The 17,457-nt window shown below is 65.2% G+C and carries 13 protein-coding genes and 1 tRNA gene; 5 read left to right on the forward strand and 9 right to left on the reverse strand.

Going from position 1 to position 17,457, the window contains the following annotated elements; all coding sequences use genetic code 11:
* The first annotated feature begins 13 nt into the window (after nt 1–13).
* Together DFR45_RS00215 and recJ are read left to right on the forward strand one after the other, a co-directional pair.
* Entirely contained in the window at nt 14–994 is a 981-nt protein-coding gene (locus DFR45_RS00215; protein WP_114481714.1) for a phosphoglycerate mutase, read from the forward strand.
* On the forward strand, nt 991–2,700 hold the full coding sequence (gene recJ, locus DFR45_RS00220) for a single-stranded-DNA-specific exonuclease RecJ (RefSeq protein WP_114481715.1): 1,710 nt from the start codon (nt 991–993) through the stop codon (nt 2,698–2,700). Before DFR45_RS00215 ends, recJ begins: the two co-directional genes overlap by 4 nt.
* An 85-nt stretch (nt 2,701–2,785) precedes the next feature.
* On the opposite strand, the gene DFR45_RS00225 is transcribed toward recJ, so the two are convergent.
* The 6 genes from DFR45_RS00225 to DFR45_RS00250 all read right to left on the reverse strand — a co-directional run bounded on the left by DFR45_RS00225 (nt 2,786) and on the right by DFR45_RS00250 (nt 11,258).
* Nucleotides 2,786–4,615, reverse strand: a complete 1,830-nt coding sequence (locus tag DFR45_RS00225; RefSeq protein ID WP_114481716.1) for a methyl-accepting chemotaxis protein — start codon at nt 4,613–4,615, stop codon at nt 2,786–2,788.
* Between the two features lie 207 nt (nt 4,616–4,822).
* Nucleotides 4,823–7,249, reverse strand: a complete 2,427-nt coding sequence (lon, locus tag DFR45_RS00230; protein ID WP_114481717.1) for an endopeptidase La — start codon at nt 7,247–7,249, stop codon at nt 4,823–4,825.
* Nucleotides 7,250–7,370: 121 nt separating this feature from the next.
* Nucleotides 7,371–8,636, reverse strand: a complete 1,266-nt coding sequence (gene clpX, locus DFR45_RS00235) for an ATP-dependent Clp protease ATP-binding subunit ClpX (RefSeq protein ID WP_114481718.1) — start codon at nt 8,634–8,636, stop codon at nt 7,371–7,373.
* A gap of 114 nt (nt 8,637–8,750) precedes the next feature.
* Nucleotides 8,751–9,359: an ATP-dependent Clp endopeptidase proteolytic subunit ClpP gene (gene clpP, locus DFR45_RS00240; RefSeq protein ID WP_114481719.1), complete on the reverse strand. Its 609-nt coding sequence runs from the start codon at nt 9,357–9,359 to the stop codon at nt 8,751–8,753.
* A 419-nt stretch (nt 9,360–9,778) separates the two neighbouring features.
* On the reverse strand, nt 9,779–11,098 hold the full coding sequence (gene tig / locus DFR45_RS00245) for a trigger factor (protein ID WP_114481720.1): 1,320 nt from the start codon (nt 11,096–11,098) through the stop codon (nt 9,779–9,781).
* 73 nt (nt 11,099–11,171) lie between these two features.
* Nucleotides 11,172–11,258, reverse strand: a tRNA-Leu gene (locus DFR45_RS00250).
* Nucleotides 11,259–11,391: 133 nt separating this feature from the next.
* Between DFR45_RS00250 and hpnC the strand changes: the two genes are divergently transcribed.
* Nucleotides 11,392–12,237, forward strand: coding sequence for a squalene synthase HpnC (gene hpnC, locus DFR45_RS00255; protein WP_241659328.1), 846 nt, complete (start codon nt 11,392–11,394; stop codon nt 12,235–12,237).
* Nucleotides 12,238–12,266: 29 nt separating this feature from the next.
* Here the strand turns inward: hpnC and DFR45_RS00260 are convergent, their stop codons facing one another.
* A complete protein-coding gene (locus DFR45_RS00260) occupies nt 12,267–13,961 on the reverse strand; it encodes a methyl-accepting chemotaxis protein (RefSeq protein ID WP_114481721.1) in 1,695 nt (564 codons plus the stop codon).
* A gap of 118 nt (nt 13,962–14,079) precedes the next feature.
* On the opposite strand from DFR45_RS00260, the gene hpnD reads away from it, so the two are divergent.
* Both hpnD and hpnE read left to right on the forward strand, forming a co-directional pair.
* A complete protein-coding gene (gene hpnD, locus DFR45_RS00265) occupies nt 14,080–14,919 on the forward strand; it encodes a presqualene diphosphate synthase HpnD (protein ID WP_114481722.1) in 840 nt (279 codons plus the stop codon).
* A gap of 5 nt (nt 14,920–14,924) precedes the next feature.
* On the forward strand, nt 14,925–16,391 hold the full coding sequence (gene hpnE, locus DFR45_RS00270) for a hydroxysqualene dehydroxylase HpnE (protein ID WP_114481723.1): 1,467 nt from the start codon (nt 14,925–14,927) through the stop codon (nt 16,389–16,391).
* On the opposite strand, the gene DFR45_RS00275 is transcribed toward hpnE, so the two are convergent.
* Both DFR45_RS00275 and DFR45_RS00280 read right to left on the reverse strand, forming a co-directional pair.
* Nucleotides 16,366–16,578, reverse strand: a complete 213-nt coding sequence (locus DFR45_RS00275; RefSeq protein WP_114482155.1) for a DUF2788 domain-containing protein — start codon at nt 16,576–16,578, stop codon at nt 16,366–16,368. The two genes, hpnE and DFR45_RS00275, sit on opposite strands and share 26 nt — an antisense overlap.
* Nucleotides 16,575–17,447, reverse strand: a complete 873-nt coding sequence (locus DFR45_RS00280) for a DUF2189 domain-containing protein (protein ID WP_114481724.1) — start codon at nt 17,445–17,447, stop codon at nt 16,575–16,577. The genes DFR45_RS00275 and DFR45_RS00280 overlap by 4 nt, the downstream gene beginning before the upstream one ends.
* Nucleotides 17,448–17,457 lie beyond the last annotated feature (10 nt).

The raw sequence follows: 17,457 nt of genomic DNA on the forward strand, positions 1-17,457 counted from the left end.
ACAATAACGCCCCATGCCTGCCGCCTCGCATCTGCTCATCCCCTACGCGCTCAGCCCGGCCCCAGGTTGCACGCAGGTTCTGCCAACGCTGGACTTGCCCATGCTGCGCGCATTGCTGCAGCACCTCGCGCCCGGCCCGGCGCTCGCGGGCACGCCCCAAAGCCTTTCCATGCCGTACGAGCGCGCCTGGGCGCAGGCGCTCGGGCTGCCCAGCGCAGATGGGCGCATTCCGTGGGCGGCTTGGCGGCAAGTGCAGCAAGGGCTAGCGTCCGGCACCCAAGCCTGGGCCTTCGTCACGCCGTGCCAGTGGCACATAGGCGCAGACCACGTGACGCTTGGCGACCCCGCCGCGCTGCAGCTCGACGAAGCGGCCTCGCGTGCGCTGCTGGACATCCTCGCGCCCTGGTTTGCCGAAGACGGCATCACGCTGCACTACGAGCAGCCTACGCGCTGGCTCGCGCACGGCGCGCTGTTTGCCGATCTGCCCACCGCCGCCCTCGAGCGCATCATCGGGCGCGACGTGCGCCACTGGCTGCCGCCGCTGGCGAGCTCCGACGCCGCGCGCCGCCTGCAGCGCCTGCACAGCGAAGTGCAGATGCTGCTCTACACCCACCCCTTCAACGCCGCGCGCGAAGCGCAGGGCCTGCCCGCCGTCAACGCCTTTTGGGTGCATGGCGCGGGCGCGCTGCCCGCAGACTGGCACACGCCCCGCGCAGCCACGGCCGCCGCCCCCACCACCCTGACCGTGGCCGAAGACCTGCGCGCGCCCGCGCTGCGCGAAGACTGGCACGCCTGGGCCGCCGCCTGGCAGCAGCTCGACGCCGGCCCGCTCGCCGCATTGCACGCGCAAATGCAGCGCGGCGCGGCCGTGCAGCTGACGCTGTGTGGCGAGCATGGCGCCCTCAGCTTCGGCCCGGCACGGCGCAATTGGCTGCAGCGCTTTCAGAGCGTTTTTCGGCCTTTGCGGATCACTGACCTGCACAACACGCTATGAAAATCATTAACAGAGAAATCCCCCCGCGTGCCGTCTGGGCGCTGGAGCAGGCGGGCGTGCATCCGCTGCTTGCGCGCCTGTACGCGGCGCGCGGCGTGCACAGCAAGGACGAGCTCGACGACGGCCTGGCGCGCCTGCTGCCGCCGGACGGCCTGCGCAGCATCACGCAGGCGGCCACACTGCTGGCCGACGCCATCGCGCAAGACCGGCGCCTGTGCATCGTGGCCGACTACGACTGCGACGGCGCCACCGCCTGCGCCGTGGGCGTGCGCGGCCTGCGCCTTTTGGGCGCGCGGCACGTCGATTACCTCGTGCCCGACCGCGTGACCGACGGCTACGGCCTCACGCCGCCGATTGCCGAGCGCGTGCATGCGCGCGGTGCCGACGTGCTCATCACCGTGGACAACGGCATCGCGAGCGTCGAAGGCGTGGCGCGCGCCAAGGCGCTGGGCCTGGCCGTGCTCGTCACCGACCACCACCTGCCCGGCCCGGCGCTGCCGCCCGCGGACGCCATCGTCAACCCCAACCAGCCCGGCTGCGGCTTCGAGAGCAAGGCGCTCGCGGGCGTGGGCGTGATGTTTTACGTGCTGCTTGCGCTGCGCAGCGAGTTGCGCGCGCGCGGGCGTTTCGACGCCGCGCGCCAGCCACGGCTCGACGCGCTGCTGCCGCTCGTCGCGCTGGGTACCGTGGCCGACGTGGTGCGGCTCGACGCGAACAACCGGCGCCTCGTGGCGCAGGGCCTCAAGCGCGTGCGCGCGGGCCAGATGCCCGCGGGCATGGCAGCGCTGTTTCGCGCGGCGGGGCGGCAGGCGCAGGTGGCCAACACCTTCGACTTCGGCTTTGCGCTCGGGCCGCGCATCAACGCCGCGGGGCGCCTGGCCGACATGACGCTGGGCATCGAATGCCTGCTGACCGACGACCCGGCGCGCGCCGACGAACTCGCGCAGACGCTGGACGCCATCAACCGCGAGCGCCGCGAAATCGAGGGCGACATGCGCACGCAGGCCTTCGCGCTCGCAGAAAACCTGTTCGATGCCACCGAAGCGCCGCCGCCCGCGGTGAGCGTGTTCGACCCGGATTTTCACGAGGGCGTGGTCGGCATCGTCGCTTCACGCCTCAAAGACAAGCTGCACCGCCCGACCTTCGTGTTCGCCGCGAGCGCCGCGCCGGGCAAGGAGCATGAGCTCAAGGGCTCGGGCCGCTCCATCCCGGGCTTTCACCTGCGCGACGCGCTGGACCTAGTGGCCAAGCGCCATCCGGGCGTGCTGCTCAGATTCGGCGGCCACGCCATGGCCGCGGGCTGCACCATCGCCGAGGAGCATTTCGAGCGGTTCGAGCAGGCGCTCGCGCAGGTGGCGCAGGAGTGGCTCGCGCCAGCCACGCTCACGCGCCAGCTCGAAACCGACGGCCCGCTCGCGCCCGAATACCGCCGCGCCGAACTCGCCGACGCACTGCAGCGCGAAGTCTGGGGCCAGGGCTTTGCCGCGCCCGTGTTCAGCGAAGAGCTCGAAGTGCTGGGCCAGCGCCTGGTCAAGGAAAAGCACCTGTCGCTCAAGCTCAGACACCAGGGCGAGCCGGTCGATGCCATCTGGTTCGGCCGCACCGAACCGCTGCCCGCACGCGCGCTGCTGGCCTACCGGCTCGACGTGAACGAATGGCGCGGCGAGCGGCGCGTGCAGTTCGTGATCGAAGGGGCGCAGGGCTGAGCACCCTGAGCGACTATTTGGAGCGCGGCTGACGGCCTGCGCGGAACCCAGCCCCGCGCCTGCGCTGCAGTGACGAAAGGCGCGCTCAGAAACTCTCCCACTCGCCCTCGTCTGAATTCGCAGGCGCAGCCGCCTGGCGCGCTGCCGGAGACGTGCCCAGGCGCGGCGCGGGGGCGCTGGCGGGTTTGGGCTTGGCTTGGCCCGCTGCGGCGCTGCCTTGGGATGCAGGCGCAGCAGCTTTCTTTACATTACCAAAAACGGCTTTAGCGCCCGTTGATACTGCGCCTTTAGCTTTAAATTCAGGAGCATTCTGCGATCCGGCAGCGCGTGGCGAGGGCGCCAATGCGGCTGGTGGATTCGCCATGCCCACACTGCCCACATTGAACGTGGCCACAGCCTGCGCCAGGTGCTGCGCCTGCTCGCGCAGGGCGCTTGCCGCGGCCGCGGATTGTTCGACCAGCGCGGCATTTTGCTGCGTCATCTGGTCGAGCTGCATCACGGCCTGGTTGACCTGCGCAATCCCGTCGCGCTGCTCGGTGGCAGCAGCGGTGATCTCACCGATCAGATCGCTCACGCGCTGCACGCCCGCGACGATTTCGGACATCGCCTGCCCGGCCTGCGCGACCTGCTGCGAGCCGGATTCGACGTTTTCGACGGAAGTGCCAATCAACGCCTTGATCTCTTTGGCCGCCTCGGCAGAGCGCCCGGCCAGACTGCGTACTTCGCTCGCCACCACGGCAAAGCCGCGGCCCTGCTCGCCTGCGCGGGCGGCTTCGACGGCCGCGTTGAGCGCGAGGATGTTGGTCTGGAAGGCGATACCGTCGATCACACCAATGATGTCCGCGATCTTGCGCGAACTATCGGTGATCTGCTGCATGCTCTGCACCACCTGGCCTACCACCGCGCCGCCACGCTGCGCTGCCTGCGCGGCCTGGGCCGCGAGTTGGTTGGCCTGGCGCGCCGTATCCGCAGACTGCATGACCGTGGCCGTGAGCTGCTCCATGCTCGCAGCCGTCTCTTCGAGGCTGGAGGCCGCCTGTTCGGTGCGCGCAGACAAATCCTGGTTGCCATGCGCGATCTCGTTCGCCGCAAGCGCCACCGAATCCACCCCCGTGCGCACCTCGGTCACCACGCCGCGCAAATGCTCGACCATGCGCGAAAACGCCCGCAGCAGGTCGCCGAATTCGTCCTGGCGCTGGGTTTGCAGCGTCAAGCTCAAGTCGCCTTTGCCGATCGCCTGCGCCGCCTCGACGGCACGGTGCAAGGGCTGCGTGATCGAGCGCACCAACATCGTGCAGGCAATGGCTGCGAGCACCAGCACCAGGGCTGCGACAGCAAAACCCACGAGCATGGCCGTGTGGCGCGCTTCCTCGACACGTCGTTTGACGGCCTCGCGCTGCTCTTTTTGCACCTTGATGAAGTTGTCTATGGCCGCAAACAACTTCTGCGCCGCAGGCATGAATTGCTGCTGCACCATGTCTATGGTCGCATCCCGATTGCCGCTGGCTTTGAGTTCACGCACCTTTTTCAGTAGCGCCAAGGCATCGGCACGCTCTTTCGAAACCTGGGCAAAAGCCTGCTTTTCCGCTTCCGAACGCAAGCCTTCCGCGACTTTTTTCTGCAATTCGTTGATGGCGGCGGAATTCGCCAGGCTCCTGTCCAGCAGAAGTTTTTCGGCCTCAGGGTCATAGATGCTCAACGCAGCCAGGGAGCGTTCCAGCACTACCTCCGTGAGCCCCTGCCAGCGCGTCGTCTGGGTGATCGCACTGTCGTAGCGCTCCAGATCCTGCAATGCCTCGTCAATGGCCGCACTGGCCATGTTCTGGGCAAAAAAAGTGGCTGCCAGCATGATGACCAGCAGCCCCATGACCGACCCCCACAGCTTGGGAGCCACACGCAAATCTCCGAGCTTCATCGATGTTCCTACGCACTTATGAAAAACAACCTTCAGCCATGCATGGATTGCAGCAGCGTGACGGCAGCAAGGATTTTATAGAAATCGATTTGCAATTTTTTACAGACAACCCGACCCGCCACACCAGCGCAGCAAGGCAGAAGCGCCCCACGCCGGCGCAACAAAAAAGCCGCTGGACTGCGGCTTTTTTGTTCACGGGATCTCACCTCAATGCTTCAGGGCATCCGCGGCCGTGGGCGCCACCGGGGCTGCTGCTGCCGGTGCCAGCACCGCAGCATCCTCTTCAGGCAGCGGCGAGGGCTTACGCTCGAGGGCGATTTCGAGCACCTTGTCTATCCAGCGCACCGGCACGATCTCCAGCCCGCTCTTGACGTTGTCAGGAATTTCCTGCAAGTCCTTCACGTTTTCTTCGGGGATCAGCACCGTCTTGATGCCGCCGCGCAAAGCTGCGAGCAGCTTTTCCTTGAGCCCGCCAATGGCCGTGACTTCGCCGCGCAAGGTGATTTCACCCGTCATGGCCACATCGCCACGCACCGGAATGCCCGTGAGCGCCGAGACGAGTGCCGTGGTCATGGCAATGCCTGCACTTGGCCCGTCCTTGGGCGTGGCGCCATCGGGCACGTGAATGTGCACGTCACGCTTTTCGAAGGCCTCGTCGGGAATACCAAGCTTGCGTGCACGGCTGCGCACCACCGTGCGCGCAGCTTCGACCGACTCCTTCATCACGTCGCCCAGCGAACCGGTGCGGATGATGTTGCCCTTGCCCGGCATGGTTGCCGCCTCTATGGTCAGCAGATCGCCGCCCACTTCGGTCCAGGCCAGTCCCACGACCTGACCGACCTGGTTCTGCCCTTCGGTGCGGCCATAGGTGTATTTGCGCACGCCAAGGTATTCGGGCAAATCATCGGGGCCGACCACGACCTGCGGCGTCAGCTTCTTGAGCAGCAAGCCCTTGACCACCTTGCGGCAGATTTTCGAGAGCTCGCGCTCGAGCGAGCGCACCCCGGCTTCGCGCGTGTAGTAACGCACGATGTCGCGCACGGCCGCCTCGGTGATGAGCAATTCCTCTTCCTTGAGGCCATTGTTCTTGAGCTGCTTGGGCAGCAGGTAGCGCATTGCGATGTTGACTTTTTCGTCTTCGGTGTAACCCGACAGGCGAATCACCTCCATGCGGTCGAGCAAGGCCGGCGGGATGTTCATGGAGTTGGAAGTCGCCACGAACATCACGTCGCTCAGGTCAAAATCGACCTCGACATAATGGTCGGAGAACGCGTGGTTCTGCTCCGGATCGAGCACTTCGAGCAAAGCGCTCGATGGATCGCCACGGAAGTCCATGCCGAGCTTGTCGATCTCGTCAAGCAAAAACAGCGGGTTGCGCGTGCCCACTCGAGAGAGGTTTTGCAGCACCTTGCCCGGCAGCGCGCCGATGTAGGTACGCCGGTGGCCCCGAATCTCGGCCTCGTCACGCATCCCCCCCAAGGCCATGCGCACGTATTTGCGCCCCGTGGCTTTGGCAATCGATTGGCCGAGCGAGGTCTTGCCCACGCCCGGTGGACCCACGAGACACAAAATCGGCGCCTTGACCTTGTCCACACGCTGCTGCACGGCAAGGTATTCAAGGATGCGATCCTTGACCTTGTCGAGACCGTAGTGATCCTGGTTCAGCACCTCTTCGGCATAGCCCAGATCGTGCTTGATCTTGGTTTTTTTGCTCCAAGGCAAGGCGATGAGCACGTCGATGTAATTGCGCACCACGGTTGCTTCGGCCGACATGGGCGACATGAGCTTGAGCTTTTTCAGCTCGGCTTCGGCCTTTTTGCGGGCTTCGGCAGGCATTTTGGCGCGTTTGATCTTTTTCTCGAGCTCTTCGAGATCGGCACCCTCCTCACCCTCACCCAGCTCCTTTTGGATGGCCTTGACCTGTTCGTTCAGATAAAAGTCGCGCTGGTTCTTCTCCATCTGGCGCTTGACGCGGCCGCGGATGCGCTTGTCCACGTTCAGGATTTCGACCTCGCGGTGCAACTGCTCGAAGAGATTTTCGAGCCGCTCTTTGACGTCCGCCAAATCGAGCACGGCCTGCTTGTTTTCGAGCTTGAGCGGCAAGTGCGCGGCGATCGTGTCGGCAAGGCGCCCCGGATCGTCGATGCTCGCGATCGAAGTCAGAATTTCCGGCGGAATCTTCTTGTTGAGCTTGACGTACTGGTCGAACTCTTGCAGCACGGCACGCCGCAGCGCCTCGATCTCGGGCGAATCGGCAGCCTCTTGGGCTGCTTCCACCGGCACCACGGTCGCAACGAAATGCGTATGCGCGTCGATGATCGAGCGCACTTGGGCGCGCTGCTGGCCTTCGACGAGCACCTTGACGGTGCCATCGGGCAGCTTGAGCATTTGCAAAATCGTAGCAACGGCGCCCACTTCGAACATGTCGCCGACGGCGGGCTCATCCTTGGCAGCAGCCTTTTGCGCAACCAGCATGATGCGCCGATCCGCCTCCATGGCCAGCTCGAGCGCCTTGATGCTCTTGGGGCGACCCACGAACAGCGGGATCACCATGTGGGGGAAGACCACCACATCGCGCAAAGGCAGCAGTGGAAGGTCTAGGGGAGTGGCAGGTAATGGTTTGTATCCGGACATAAAAATCCTCATCGATTGCCATCGAATATGGCCTGGGACAGGGGATTTTCAATCCCCTGGGTCAATCTGCCAGTGAACAAAAACCTGCCCGAACCTCGCCTGCCGGTTTTCTGGGCAGGCTTCAGGCTTTTTTCGCGGCTTCGCGATAGACGAGCAGAGGCGGCTTGTTTTCTTCGATCGTGTTTTCATCGACCACCACTTTTTCGACATTGCTCATGTTGGGCAATTCGAACATGGTGTTCATGAGCGCCTGCTCGAGAATCGAGCGCAGACCGCGCGCCCCCGTTTTGCGCGCGAGCGCCTTGCGCGCGATCGCCTTCAGCGCTGCGGGGCGCACTTCGAGCTCCACGCCCTCCATCGCGAGCAGCCGGGCATATTGCTTGATCAGTGCGTTCTTGGGCTCGGTCAGGATGCGCACCAGCGCGTCTTCGTTGAGTTCGGCAAGCACCGCCACGACAGGCATACGGCCCACGAGCTCGGGGATGAGGCCGAACTTGATCAAGTCCTCGGGCTCGATTTCGGTGAACACTTCGCTCAAAGCGCGTTGCTTCTTGCTCTTGACGGTGGCGCCAAAGCCAATGCCCGAAGCCTCGGTGCGGCTTTCGATGATTTTTTCCAGGCCCGCAAACGCGCCCCCGCAAATGAACAGGATGTTGGTCGTATCGACCTGCACAAAGTCCTGGTTCGGGTGCTTGCGCCCACCTTGGGGGGGCACGCTCGCCATCGTGCCCTCGATGAGCTTGAGCAGCGCCTGCTGCACGCCCTCACCCGAAACGTCGCGCGTGATCGATGGGTTGTCGGATTTGCGCGAGATTTTGTCGATTTCGTCGATATAGACGATCCCGCGCTGGGCGCGCTCGATGTCGTAATTGCAGCTTTGCAAGAGCTTTTGGATGATGTTTTCCACGTCTTCGCCGACGTAGCCCGCCTCGGTCAGCGTGGTCGCATCGGCCATCACGAAGGGAACGTCGAGCATGCGTGCGAGCGTCTGCGCCAGCAGCGTCTTGCCCGAACCCGTGGGGCCTATGAGCAGGATGTTGCTCTTGGCCAATTCCACGTCGTCTTTGCGCGCCTTGTCTTTGTGGCGCAGACGTTTGTAGTGGTTGTAAACAGCCACGGCCAGGGTGCGCTTGGCCATTTCCTGATCGATGACGTACTGATCCAGGTTGGCCTTGATTTCCGCCGGCGTCGGCAAGTCCTTGCGCCCTTCGTGCGTGAGCGCGCCGGCCGGCAATTCATCACGGATGATCTCGTTGCACAGGTCTATGCACTCATCGCAGATGAAAACGGACGGCCCGGCGATGAGCTTTTTCACCTCGTGCTGGCTCTTACCGCAAAAAGAGCAGTAAAGGGTTTTTTCACTGGAAGCGCCTTTTTTTTCGGCCATGGAGCGGTGCCTTGTAACAAACCTGGGAATGATGATAACCAAAAGAAATGCGGCATTCCCCCTCGGGGAAGCGCCGCCAGAGCAGCGAACGGCTTGGTGCGTGCGCTATCGGGCTCAACCGCGCTTGCTGATGACCTGATCCACGAGCCCGTAGTCCTTGGCCTCGTCGGCACTCAGAAAATAGTCGCGATCCGTGTCACGCTGGATTTTTTCGAGGGGCTGGCCCGTGCGCTCAGACAGGATTTTGTTGAGCTGCTCGCGCGTCTTGAGGATTTCGCGGGCGTGGATTTCGATCTCGGTCGCTTGGCCTTGCATACCGCCCAAGGGTTGATGAATCATGACCTTGGAATTCGGCAGCGCAAACCGCTTGCCCTTGGCTCCGGCAGCCAGCAGGAATGCGCCCATGCTCGCGGCCATGCCTATGCACAGCGTGGAAACATCGGGTTTGATGAAGTTCATGGTGTCGAAAATCGCCAAGCCCGCGCTCACCGAGCCGCCCGGGGAATTGATGTACAGGGAAATGTCTTTTTCGGGGTTTTCGCTCTCGAGGAACAGCAACTGCGCAACCACCAAGTTGGCCGTCTGGTCGTTCACCGGCCCCACCAAGAAAATGACGCGCTCTTTGAGCAGGCGCGAATAAATGTCGTAGGCACGCTCACCCCGGCCAGACTGCTCGATGACCATGGGGACCAAGCCCAGGTTGCGTGTATCCAATGCGCTCATGTGTTCTCCTGTCGTATGGGCATACTGTACCCAGAAAATGAATTGGGGCTTGTGCCAGCCTGCACAAGCCCCACGCAAAAAACAAGCTAGTGCAGTGTTTGACGCTTGATGCGACAAATAAAACCGATGGATTTTTGGTCTGGGCAAGGCGCAAACCGCAGCGATACCGGGTGGTATCGCGAGGATTTGCAACGCGGCCCAGGCCGAAAAGACGCGGTTTTATGTCGCAGATAGCATCGAACAGTGCACTAGGAGCCTGTCGGACTTTGGAATCGTCGGCTGCGAATGCGCCGCAGCGGCCCATTTTTTACCGGCTTCTTGCCCCATAGCACCACTATGGGGCTGCGAATCCGGCAAAAACTGGCCTCGCTGGGGCGCATTCTCGCTATCGACGCCCAAAGCCCGACAGGCTCCTAGGCTCAGTCCTGCTGCCCCATCAGCTCGTCGAAGGACAGCGTTTTTTCCGTGACCTGCGCCTTGCCGAGCACGAAGTCCGTCACGTTGTTTTCGAGCACCATTGCCTCGACGTTGCGCATACGCTCAGGGCTCGCGTAATACCAGCGCACCACCTCTTCAGGTTGCTCGTAGCTCGAGGCCAGTTCTTCGACATGGGCCTTGACCTGCTCGGGCTTGGGGTCGAGCTCGTTGGCGCGCACCAGCTCGGCCACGATCAGCCCCAGGCGCACGCGGCGCTCGGCTTGCGCACGAAAGATGTCGTCGGGCAGCTGCGCCTGGAATTTCTCGACGTCCTTCATGCCACGCTGCTTCAGATCATCGAGCATGTCCTCGCGCAGACGGGCGATTTCGGCCTCTACGCTGGCTTTGGGCAAGTCGATTTCGGCCTGCGTCAGCAGCAGATCCATCACGGCCTGCTTGTTGCGCGCCTGCAGCCGTGCCTTGACTTCGCGCTCGAGATTTTTGCGGATGTCGGCGCGCAGCGCCTCGATGCTGCCGTCGGCAATGCCCAGTGAACGCACGAAGGCTTCGTCGACCTCGGGCAGGATCGCCTCTTCGATTTTTTTGACCGTGACCAGGAAGTCCGCCGTCTTGCCGGCCACATCCTTGCCGTGGTAGTCCTCGGGGAAGGCGAGCGGGAAGGTCTTGCTTTCGCCGACCTTCATGCCGCGCACGGCGTCTTCGAACTCCTTGAGCATCTGGCCTTCGCCGATGATGAACTGGAAGTCCTCGGCCTTGCCGCCCTCGAAGGGTTCGCCGTCGATCTTGCCCTCAAAATCGACTGTGACGCGGTCGCCATCCTGCGCCGCGGCGCCCTGCGGGCGCTCGGCAAAGCTGCGCCGCTGCTTGCGCAGGATGTCTATGGTGCGGTCGATCGCGGCCTCGTCCACTGCGGCAGTGAACTTCTCGACCTGCGCTGCGGACAGGTCGGCGATTTGCACTTCGGGGAACACTTCGAACACGGCGTCGAACTGGAATTCACCCTCTGGCGCACCTTCTTTTTCGGTGATGCGCGGCAGGCCGGCAACGCGCAGATTGGCCTCGTTGGCGGCGTTGGCAAAGGCTTCGCCGACCTTGTCGTTAATGACCTCATACTGCACCGAATACCCATAGCGCTGCGACACCACGCTCAGCGGCACCTTGCCGGGCCGAAAGCCGTCCATCTTCACGCTGCGCGCCAGGCGCTTGAGGCGGTTTTCGACTTCGGACTGGATGCTGCTCTTGGGCAGGCTGAGCGTGATCTTGCGCTCGAGCTTTTCAAGGGTTTCGACGGTGACGGCCATTTTGGTTCCTCATGGGGCTGTGCAAGTGCCGCGGCTTCGCAGTGCATGGAAAATGCCGCAGATCACACATGGATGGTGCGCGGGGGGGGACTCGAACCCCCACACCATTGCTGGCGTCAGGACCTAAACCTGGTGCGTCTACCAATTTCGCCACCCGCGCGGTTTACAAACGAACAGGCGGCAGGCAATGCCGGCCGCCTCTCTGTGAATCGGTCAACGGGATATTTTAGCCTGAGCGCACACGCGGCTTTGCCCCCGGCGCAGGCCCAGATGCTTTGGCGGACAATCGCCGCGTGCAACCCCGTCCAGCGCCCATCACCCACTACGAAAACTTCCCCGTCGCCTCGCTGCTGTGCCCGCCGCGGCTGCGGCCGGCGGTCGCGGCGATCTACCACTTCGCGCGCACGGCCGACGACATTGCCGACGAAGGCCACGCCTCGGCCGCCGCGCGCCTGGCCGATTTGGCTGCCTATGCCGCCGAGTTGCATGCCGTGGCCGCAGGGCGGCCGCCGGCGCCGCGCTGGGCGGCGGTGTTCGGCCCGCTGCAGTGGGCATTGCAGCGCCACCAGCTGCCTGTGCCGCTGCTGGCCGATTTGCTCGACGCCTTTCGCCAGGACGTGGAAAAAACGCACGCCGGCGCCGGCTACGCCGACCGCGCCGAACTGCTCGACTATTGCCGCCGCTCGGCCAACCCGATTGGGCGGCTGCTGCTGCACCTCTACGGCGTGCACGACGCCGCGGCCCAGCAAGAGAGCGACGCCATCTGCACGGCGCTGCAGCTCATCAACTTTTGGCAGGACTTGAGCGTCGATATTCCGCGCGGGCGCTACTACCTTTGCGCCGCAGATTGCGTGCGCCACGGCGTGCAGCAGGCGGATGTGCTGGCCCTGCGCCTGACGCCGGAAATATCGAATCTGATAGCTGATTACGTAGACTGGACGGGCACTATCATGCAAAAAGGCATGAAACTCGTGCACCGCGTGCCGGGGCGCATGGGCTGGGAGCTGCGCCTGGTGGTGCAAGGCGGCCTGCGCGTGCTGGGCAAGGTGCAGGCGCTGCGCGGCGCAAGCTTGCACACCCGCCCGCGCCTGCGTGCCTGGGATGCCGCGCCGCTGCTGTGGCACGCGCTGCGCATGTGAGCCGCGCTGCCGGCCGACAGACTCCCAGGTTATTGCAGCCGCGGGTGCTCGGCTGCGGCGTGCAGTTGTGCGGGCGAAGGCGTCGCGCTGGCAATGGCACCCGCGGCAGGACGGCCAGTTGTCCGGGCCGCCATGCCCCCGGCCCAGCCCCCGCCCTGCGCTTCGAGCTTGAACGCCGCCGCGAGCGCCGCGAGCTGGCGCGCCTGCTCTTGCAGCGCGCTCGACGCGGCCGAGGTCTGCTCGACCAGCGCGGCGTTTTGCTGCGTGACGCTGTCGAGGTGCGTCACGGCCTGGTTGATCTGCGCAATGCCGCCCGATTGCTCGCGGCTCGCCGCGGCGATCTCGCCCACGATATCGGACACGCGCTGTATGCCCGCGACGATCTCCTGCATGGTCTGGCCGGCCACGCTGACCTGCTCATTGCCGGCGCCGACCTTCTCGACCGATTCAGAAATGAGCTCCTTGATTTCCTTGGCCGCCGTCGCCGAACGCTGGGCCAGGGCGCGCACTTCGCTGGCCACCACGGCAAAGCCGCGGCCCTGCTCGCCCGCGCGTGCGGCCTCGACCGCGGCGTTGAGTGCGAGGATGTTGGTCTGGAATGCGATGCCGTCGATCACGCCGATGATGTCGGCGATCTTGCGCGAGGACGCGCTGATGGATTCCATGGTGCCGACCACCTGCGCCACGACCTGGCCGCCGCGCCGGGCCGCGTCGGTGGCCGAGGCGGCGAGCTGGCTCGCCTGCTGCGCGTTGTCGGCGTTGTGCTGCACGGTGCTCGCGAGCTCTTCGGTCGCGGCGGCCGTTTGTTCGAGCGAGCTCGCCTGCGCTTCGGTACGGCTGGACAAGTCCTGCGTGCCCGCCGCGACCTGCGAGGCGGCGCTGGCCACGGCGTCCGAGCCGCTGCGCACCTGGCCGATCACACCGCCGAGGTTGCGGCGCATGGTTTCCATGTGGCGCAAAAGCACGCCGATTTCGTCCCTGCTGGCGTCGTCCACCGCGTGCGTGAGGTCATTGCGCGCAATCGCACCGGCCACATCGCCCGCCTGGCGAAAGCCCGTGCGCAGACGACCGAGCAGCGTGAGCATCAACGCCGTGGCCGCCAGCCCCAGCAGGGCCATGAGCGCAAAGAGCCATAGATCGGTTTCATAGCGTTCTTGCGCCAGCTGTGCGGCCTTTTGCGCGCGCGCCAACTCGTAGTCGCGCAAGGCCCGCATGGTTTGCACCACCGCCTCGCCCTCGTTACGGCCCGCAGCCAAAAACTTGGCCATGACCTGCGGGCTGAAATCGCCTGCGGCGATGGCGCGCACGGCCTCGTCGAGCTTGTCACGCCAAGCTGCGCGCGGACCTTGCGTGGCCGCAAAAATTTCCTGCTCCTGCGGATCGCTGATGCCTGCACCCAACTCCTTGATTTCCTCATTGGCCTTGGCGCGGGTCGCTGTGATCGCATCCAGATGCACACTGACGGGATGGTCATGGATGGCGGCCAATGGATTGTCCGGCGCGTGCTGGAAGGCCAGCAGCACCTGCAAGCGGTTTTGCACCGTGTAAGCAATCGATGCTTCGGCCAACAAGGCACGCCGCATGGCCTGCTCGTGCACCTCTTTGAGGCTGTCACGCGCCTGCATCAAGCCCCAGATGCCTACACCGAGTACCAAAAGAAAAGCGACCCAGAACACCGCCATGTAGAGAACAAAGCGCTTGGTGATACGAATGTTGTTGAACATGGTTCCTCACAAAAATTTGTAGCATTCTCTAACAACCCGCCATTCCGGCGCCACGACCTGCATCAAGCGGCAGGCGCAAGGCATGCGCACGTCACCCGCATGGGACAATCCCCAGCCCATGACGCCGCAGCAATACGTCCAACAGCAGGCCCTGGCCTCGGGCAGCAGTTTTTACTACGCTTTTTTGTTTTTGCCCCGCCCGCGGCGCGCGGCGATCACGGCGTTTTATGCGTTTTGCCGCGCGGTCGATGACGTGGTCGATGAGGTCTCGGACGCGGGCGTGGCGCAGACCAAGCTCGCGTGGTGGGAGGGCGAGGTCGCGCGCACTTTTGCGGGCCAGCCCAGCCACCCGGTGATGCAGGCGCTGCTGCCGCACTGCAGCGTGTACGGCATAGAGCCGCACCATCTGCAGGCCGTGATCGAGGGCTGCCGCATGGACCTGGAGCAAACGCGCTACCTCGACTTTGCGGGCCTGGCGCGCTACTGCCACCTCGTGGCCGGCGTGGTGGGCGAGGTGGCGGCGCGCATCTTCGGCCAGACCGACGCGCGCACGACCGCATACGCGCACCAGCTCGGTCTGGCGCTGCAGCTCACGAACATCATCCGCGACGTGGGTGAAGATGCACGCCGCGGGCGCATCTACCTGCCCGTGGCCGAATTGCAGCAGTTCGACGTGAAGGCGCACGAGATTTTGCAGGGCCGGTATTCGGAGCGCTTCACGGCGCTGATGCGCTTTCAGGCCGAGCGCGCCGAGCGCTGCTACGCCGAGGCACTGGCGCTACTGCCCGCAGCCGACCGTGCCACGCAAAAGCCCGGCCTGATGATGGCCAGCATCTACCGCACGCTGCTGCGCGAGATCGCGCACGAGAATTTTCAGGTGCTGCACCAGCGCATCCAGCTCACGCCGCTGCGCAAGTTCTGGCTCGCCTGGAAGGTGCAGGCGCTTGGGCGTATGTGAGCCCGATGGCAAAGCCTGTGGGTTCGATCGCAAAACCCGTGTGCCGCAAGATTGCCATCGTCGGCGCCGGCTGGGCGGGCATGGCCGCGGCACTGGCGGTGGCGCAGGCCGGGCATGAAGCTATCGTTCTGGAAGCTGCTCAGGCAATCGGTGGAAGGGCTAGAGCCCTATTTGACCCTAAAAACCCGGGCAGACCGCTGGACAACGGCCAGCACATCCTGATCGGCGCCTACAGCGAGTGCCTGCGCCTCATGCGCCTCGTGGGCGTAGCGCCCGAATCCGCGCTGCTGCGCCTGCCGCTGGCGCTGCGCTTTGCCGACGGCAGCGGCCTGCAGCTGCCCGATCTGCCGCCGCCCTGGGGCGCGCTCGCGGGCATCGCCACGGCGCGCGGCTGGCGCTGGCGCGACAAGTGGGCGCTGCTGCGCCTGGCCGCCGCGTGGCAGCGCCGCGGGTTTGCCTGCGCGCCGCACGCCACGGTGGCGCAGCTGTGCGCGGGGCTGCCGCAGCAGCTGCGGGAAGACTTCATCGCACCGCTGTGCGTGTCGGCGCTCAACACGCCCGTGCACGAAGCCAGCGGCGCAGTGTTTTTGCGCGTGCTGCACGACAGCCTGCTGGGCGGCCGCGGCGGCTCGCACCTGCTGCTGCCGCGCACCGACCTCGGCAGCCTGTTCCCCGAGCCCGCAGCGCGCTGGCTGCGCGCGCACGGCGGCGCGCTGCACACGGGGCGGCGCGTGCAGCGGCTCGTGCGCGAGGGTGCAAGCGGCAGAGGTGCCAGCGTGGCCACGGGCTGGCTGCTCGACGGCGAACGCTTCGATGCCGTGGTGCTGGCCACCTCGGCGGGCGCGGCGGCGCGGCTCGTGCATGCTGGTGCGGACACCGCCCCCGCCGCAGAGCGCCCCGCGCTGCATGCCTGGGCAGCCTGCGCGCAGGCGCTGCGCCACACCGCCATCGCTACCGTGTATGCGCAATGCGCCGCAGCGGATCGCCTGCCAGCCACCATCGGCGCCGTGCGCCGCACCGCGCGTGGCGCTGCGCAAGGCGTATTGCCGCAGCCGCTGCTCGCGCTGCGCAGCAGCGCCATGCAGCCCGCGCAGTTCGTGTTCGACCGCGGCGCGCTCGGCGGGCCGCCGGGCTTGCTGGCGTTCGTCGTGAGTGCGGCGGACACGTCCGACACCACGCGCGCAGACATCGAACGGCACGTGCTCGCCCAGGCGCAGGCGCAACTCGCGCACCTTTTGCCGGGCCCGCTGCACGCCGTGCAGACCGTGGTCGAAAAACGCGCCACCTTCGCCTGCACGCCTGCCTTGCAGCGCCCGCCTGCATCCCTCTTGCCAGGCTTGTGGGCCTGCGGGGACTACGTTGCAGGCCCCTACCCGGCCACGCTCGAAGGCGCGGTGCGCAGCGGCACGGCGGCGGGGCGACAAGCCGTTGCGTGCTTGCGTGGAGTTAGCGCTGAAACCACCACTGAATGATGAACTTGGCCAGAAAACCGACGAACCCCAGGCCCAGCCCCAGAAACAGCACGAACGTGCCAAAGCGCCCGGCCTTGGACTCCCAGGCCAGGTGCCCGATGATGAACAGCATGAACAGGATGAACGCCGCCACCCCGTAGGTGAGGAAGAAGCTCGCGAGCTGCTCCTCGGTATAGCCAAAGATCACGTGCGCACCTCCTGCCCGCCGCACTCAGACTCAGCGCCGCGCGCGCCATCGGTCAAAGGGCCGCGCGGCGGCAGGCTGGACGCATCGACCAAATCGCGGTACGCATGCCAGCTCGCATGCCCGAGCATCGGAATGACCGCGATCAAGCCCAGCATCAGCGAGCCCATCCCAAGCAAGGTGAAGCCTGCGATCAGCACCGCCCACAACGCCATGGGGCCGGGGTTGGCGATGACCACCTGCCAGCTCGTGAGCACAGCCTGCGGCAGGCTCGCGCGGCGGTCGAGCAGCAGCGGCATGGACACCACGCTGGAGGCAAAAATCGGCGCCGCGAGCAGGCTGCCGAGCGCGAGCCAGAGCGCAAACAGCGTGCCGTCGGGCGCAAGCACCACGTGATGGATGAAATCCATGGGCGTGCGAATGGGCACAGGCGCCTGCAAGGTGATGAGCGCCGCCGAAACCAGCACCCAGCCCGTGGCCGCGAGCGACAGCAAAATGCCAAAGCGCACCAGGCACCAGTAACTGCCCTCCCACACGCTGCGGTGGCTGCGCTGCCAGCTCAGCCAGGTGGCGCGCACGGTGGCAAAGTTGGCCGGCTCGCCCCGCTCGAGCGCACGGCTCAGCGCATAAAGGCTGGTCGCGAGCATGGGCGCGACGAGCAAGAAGCCCGACAAGGCCCCGGCCAGCAGCCAGAAGCGGTCATGCGCCACCGCCACGATGAGCGCGCCGAACAAAGCCAGCGCGAGGCCGTGCGCAAAGCTCACCCAGCCCGCGCGCGCCATGTCGCGCCAGCCGAGCGCGAGCCACTGCAACGGCTGCATCCAGCCAATGGTGCGCACGGCGGGCAAAGGAGGCGGGTGGAACAAAGGCATGGCAACCTCA

The sequence above is a fragment of the Extensimonas vulgaris genome (genome assembly GCF_003337425.1).
In the GTDB taxonomy this organism is placed as follows: domain Bacteria; phylum Pseudomonadota; class Gammaproteobacteria; order Burkholderiales; family Burkholderiaceae_C; genus Extensimonas; species Extensimonas vulgaris.

Bases quoted from the DNA above. Each gene is read 5' to 3' on its own strand.
- DFR45_RS00215 (WP_114481714.1), top strand. From the start codon at position 14: ATGCCTGCCGCCTCGCATCTGCTCATCCCCTACGCGCTCAGCCCGGCC.
- recJ (WP_114481715.1), top strand. From the start codon at position 991: ATGAAAATCATTAACAGAGAAATCCCCCCGCGTGCCGTCTGGGCGCTG.
- DFR45_RS00225 (WP_114481716.1), bottom strand. From the start codon at position 4,615: ATGAAGCTCGGAGATTTGCGTGTGGCTCCCAAGCTGTGGGGGTCGGTC.
- lon (WP_114481717.1), bottom strand. From the start codon at position 7,249: ATGTCCGGATACAAACCATTACCTGCCACTCCCCTAGACCTTCCACTG.
- clpX (WP_114481718.1), bottom strand. From the start codon at position 8,636: ATGGCCGAAAAAAAAGGCGCTTCCAGTGAAAAAACCCTTTACTGCTCT.
- clpP (WP_114481719.1), bottom strand. From the start codon at position 9,359: ATGAGCGCATTGGATACACGCAACCTGGGCTTGGTCCCCATGGTCATC.
- tig (WP_114481720.1), bottom strand. From the start codon at position 11,098: ATGGCCGTCACCGTCGAAACCCTTGAAAAGCTCGAGCGCAAGATCACG.
- DFR45_RS00260 (WP_114481721.1), bottom strand. From the start codon at position 13,961: ATGTTCAACAACATTCGTATCACCAAGCGCTTTGTTCTCTACATGGCG.
- hpnD (WP_114481722.1), top strand. From the start codon at position 14,080: ATGACGCCGCAGCAATACGTCCAACAGCAGGCCCTGGCCTCGGGCAGC.
- hpnE (WP_114481723.1), top strand. From the start codon at position 14,925: ATGGCAAAGCCTGTGGGTTCGATCGCAAAACCCGTGTGCCGCAAGATT.
- DFR45_RS00280 (WP_114481724.1), bottom strand. From the start codon at position 17,447: ATGCCTTTGTTCCACCCGCCTCCTTTGCCCGCCGTGCGCACCATTGGC.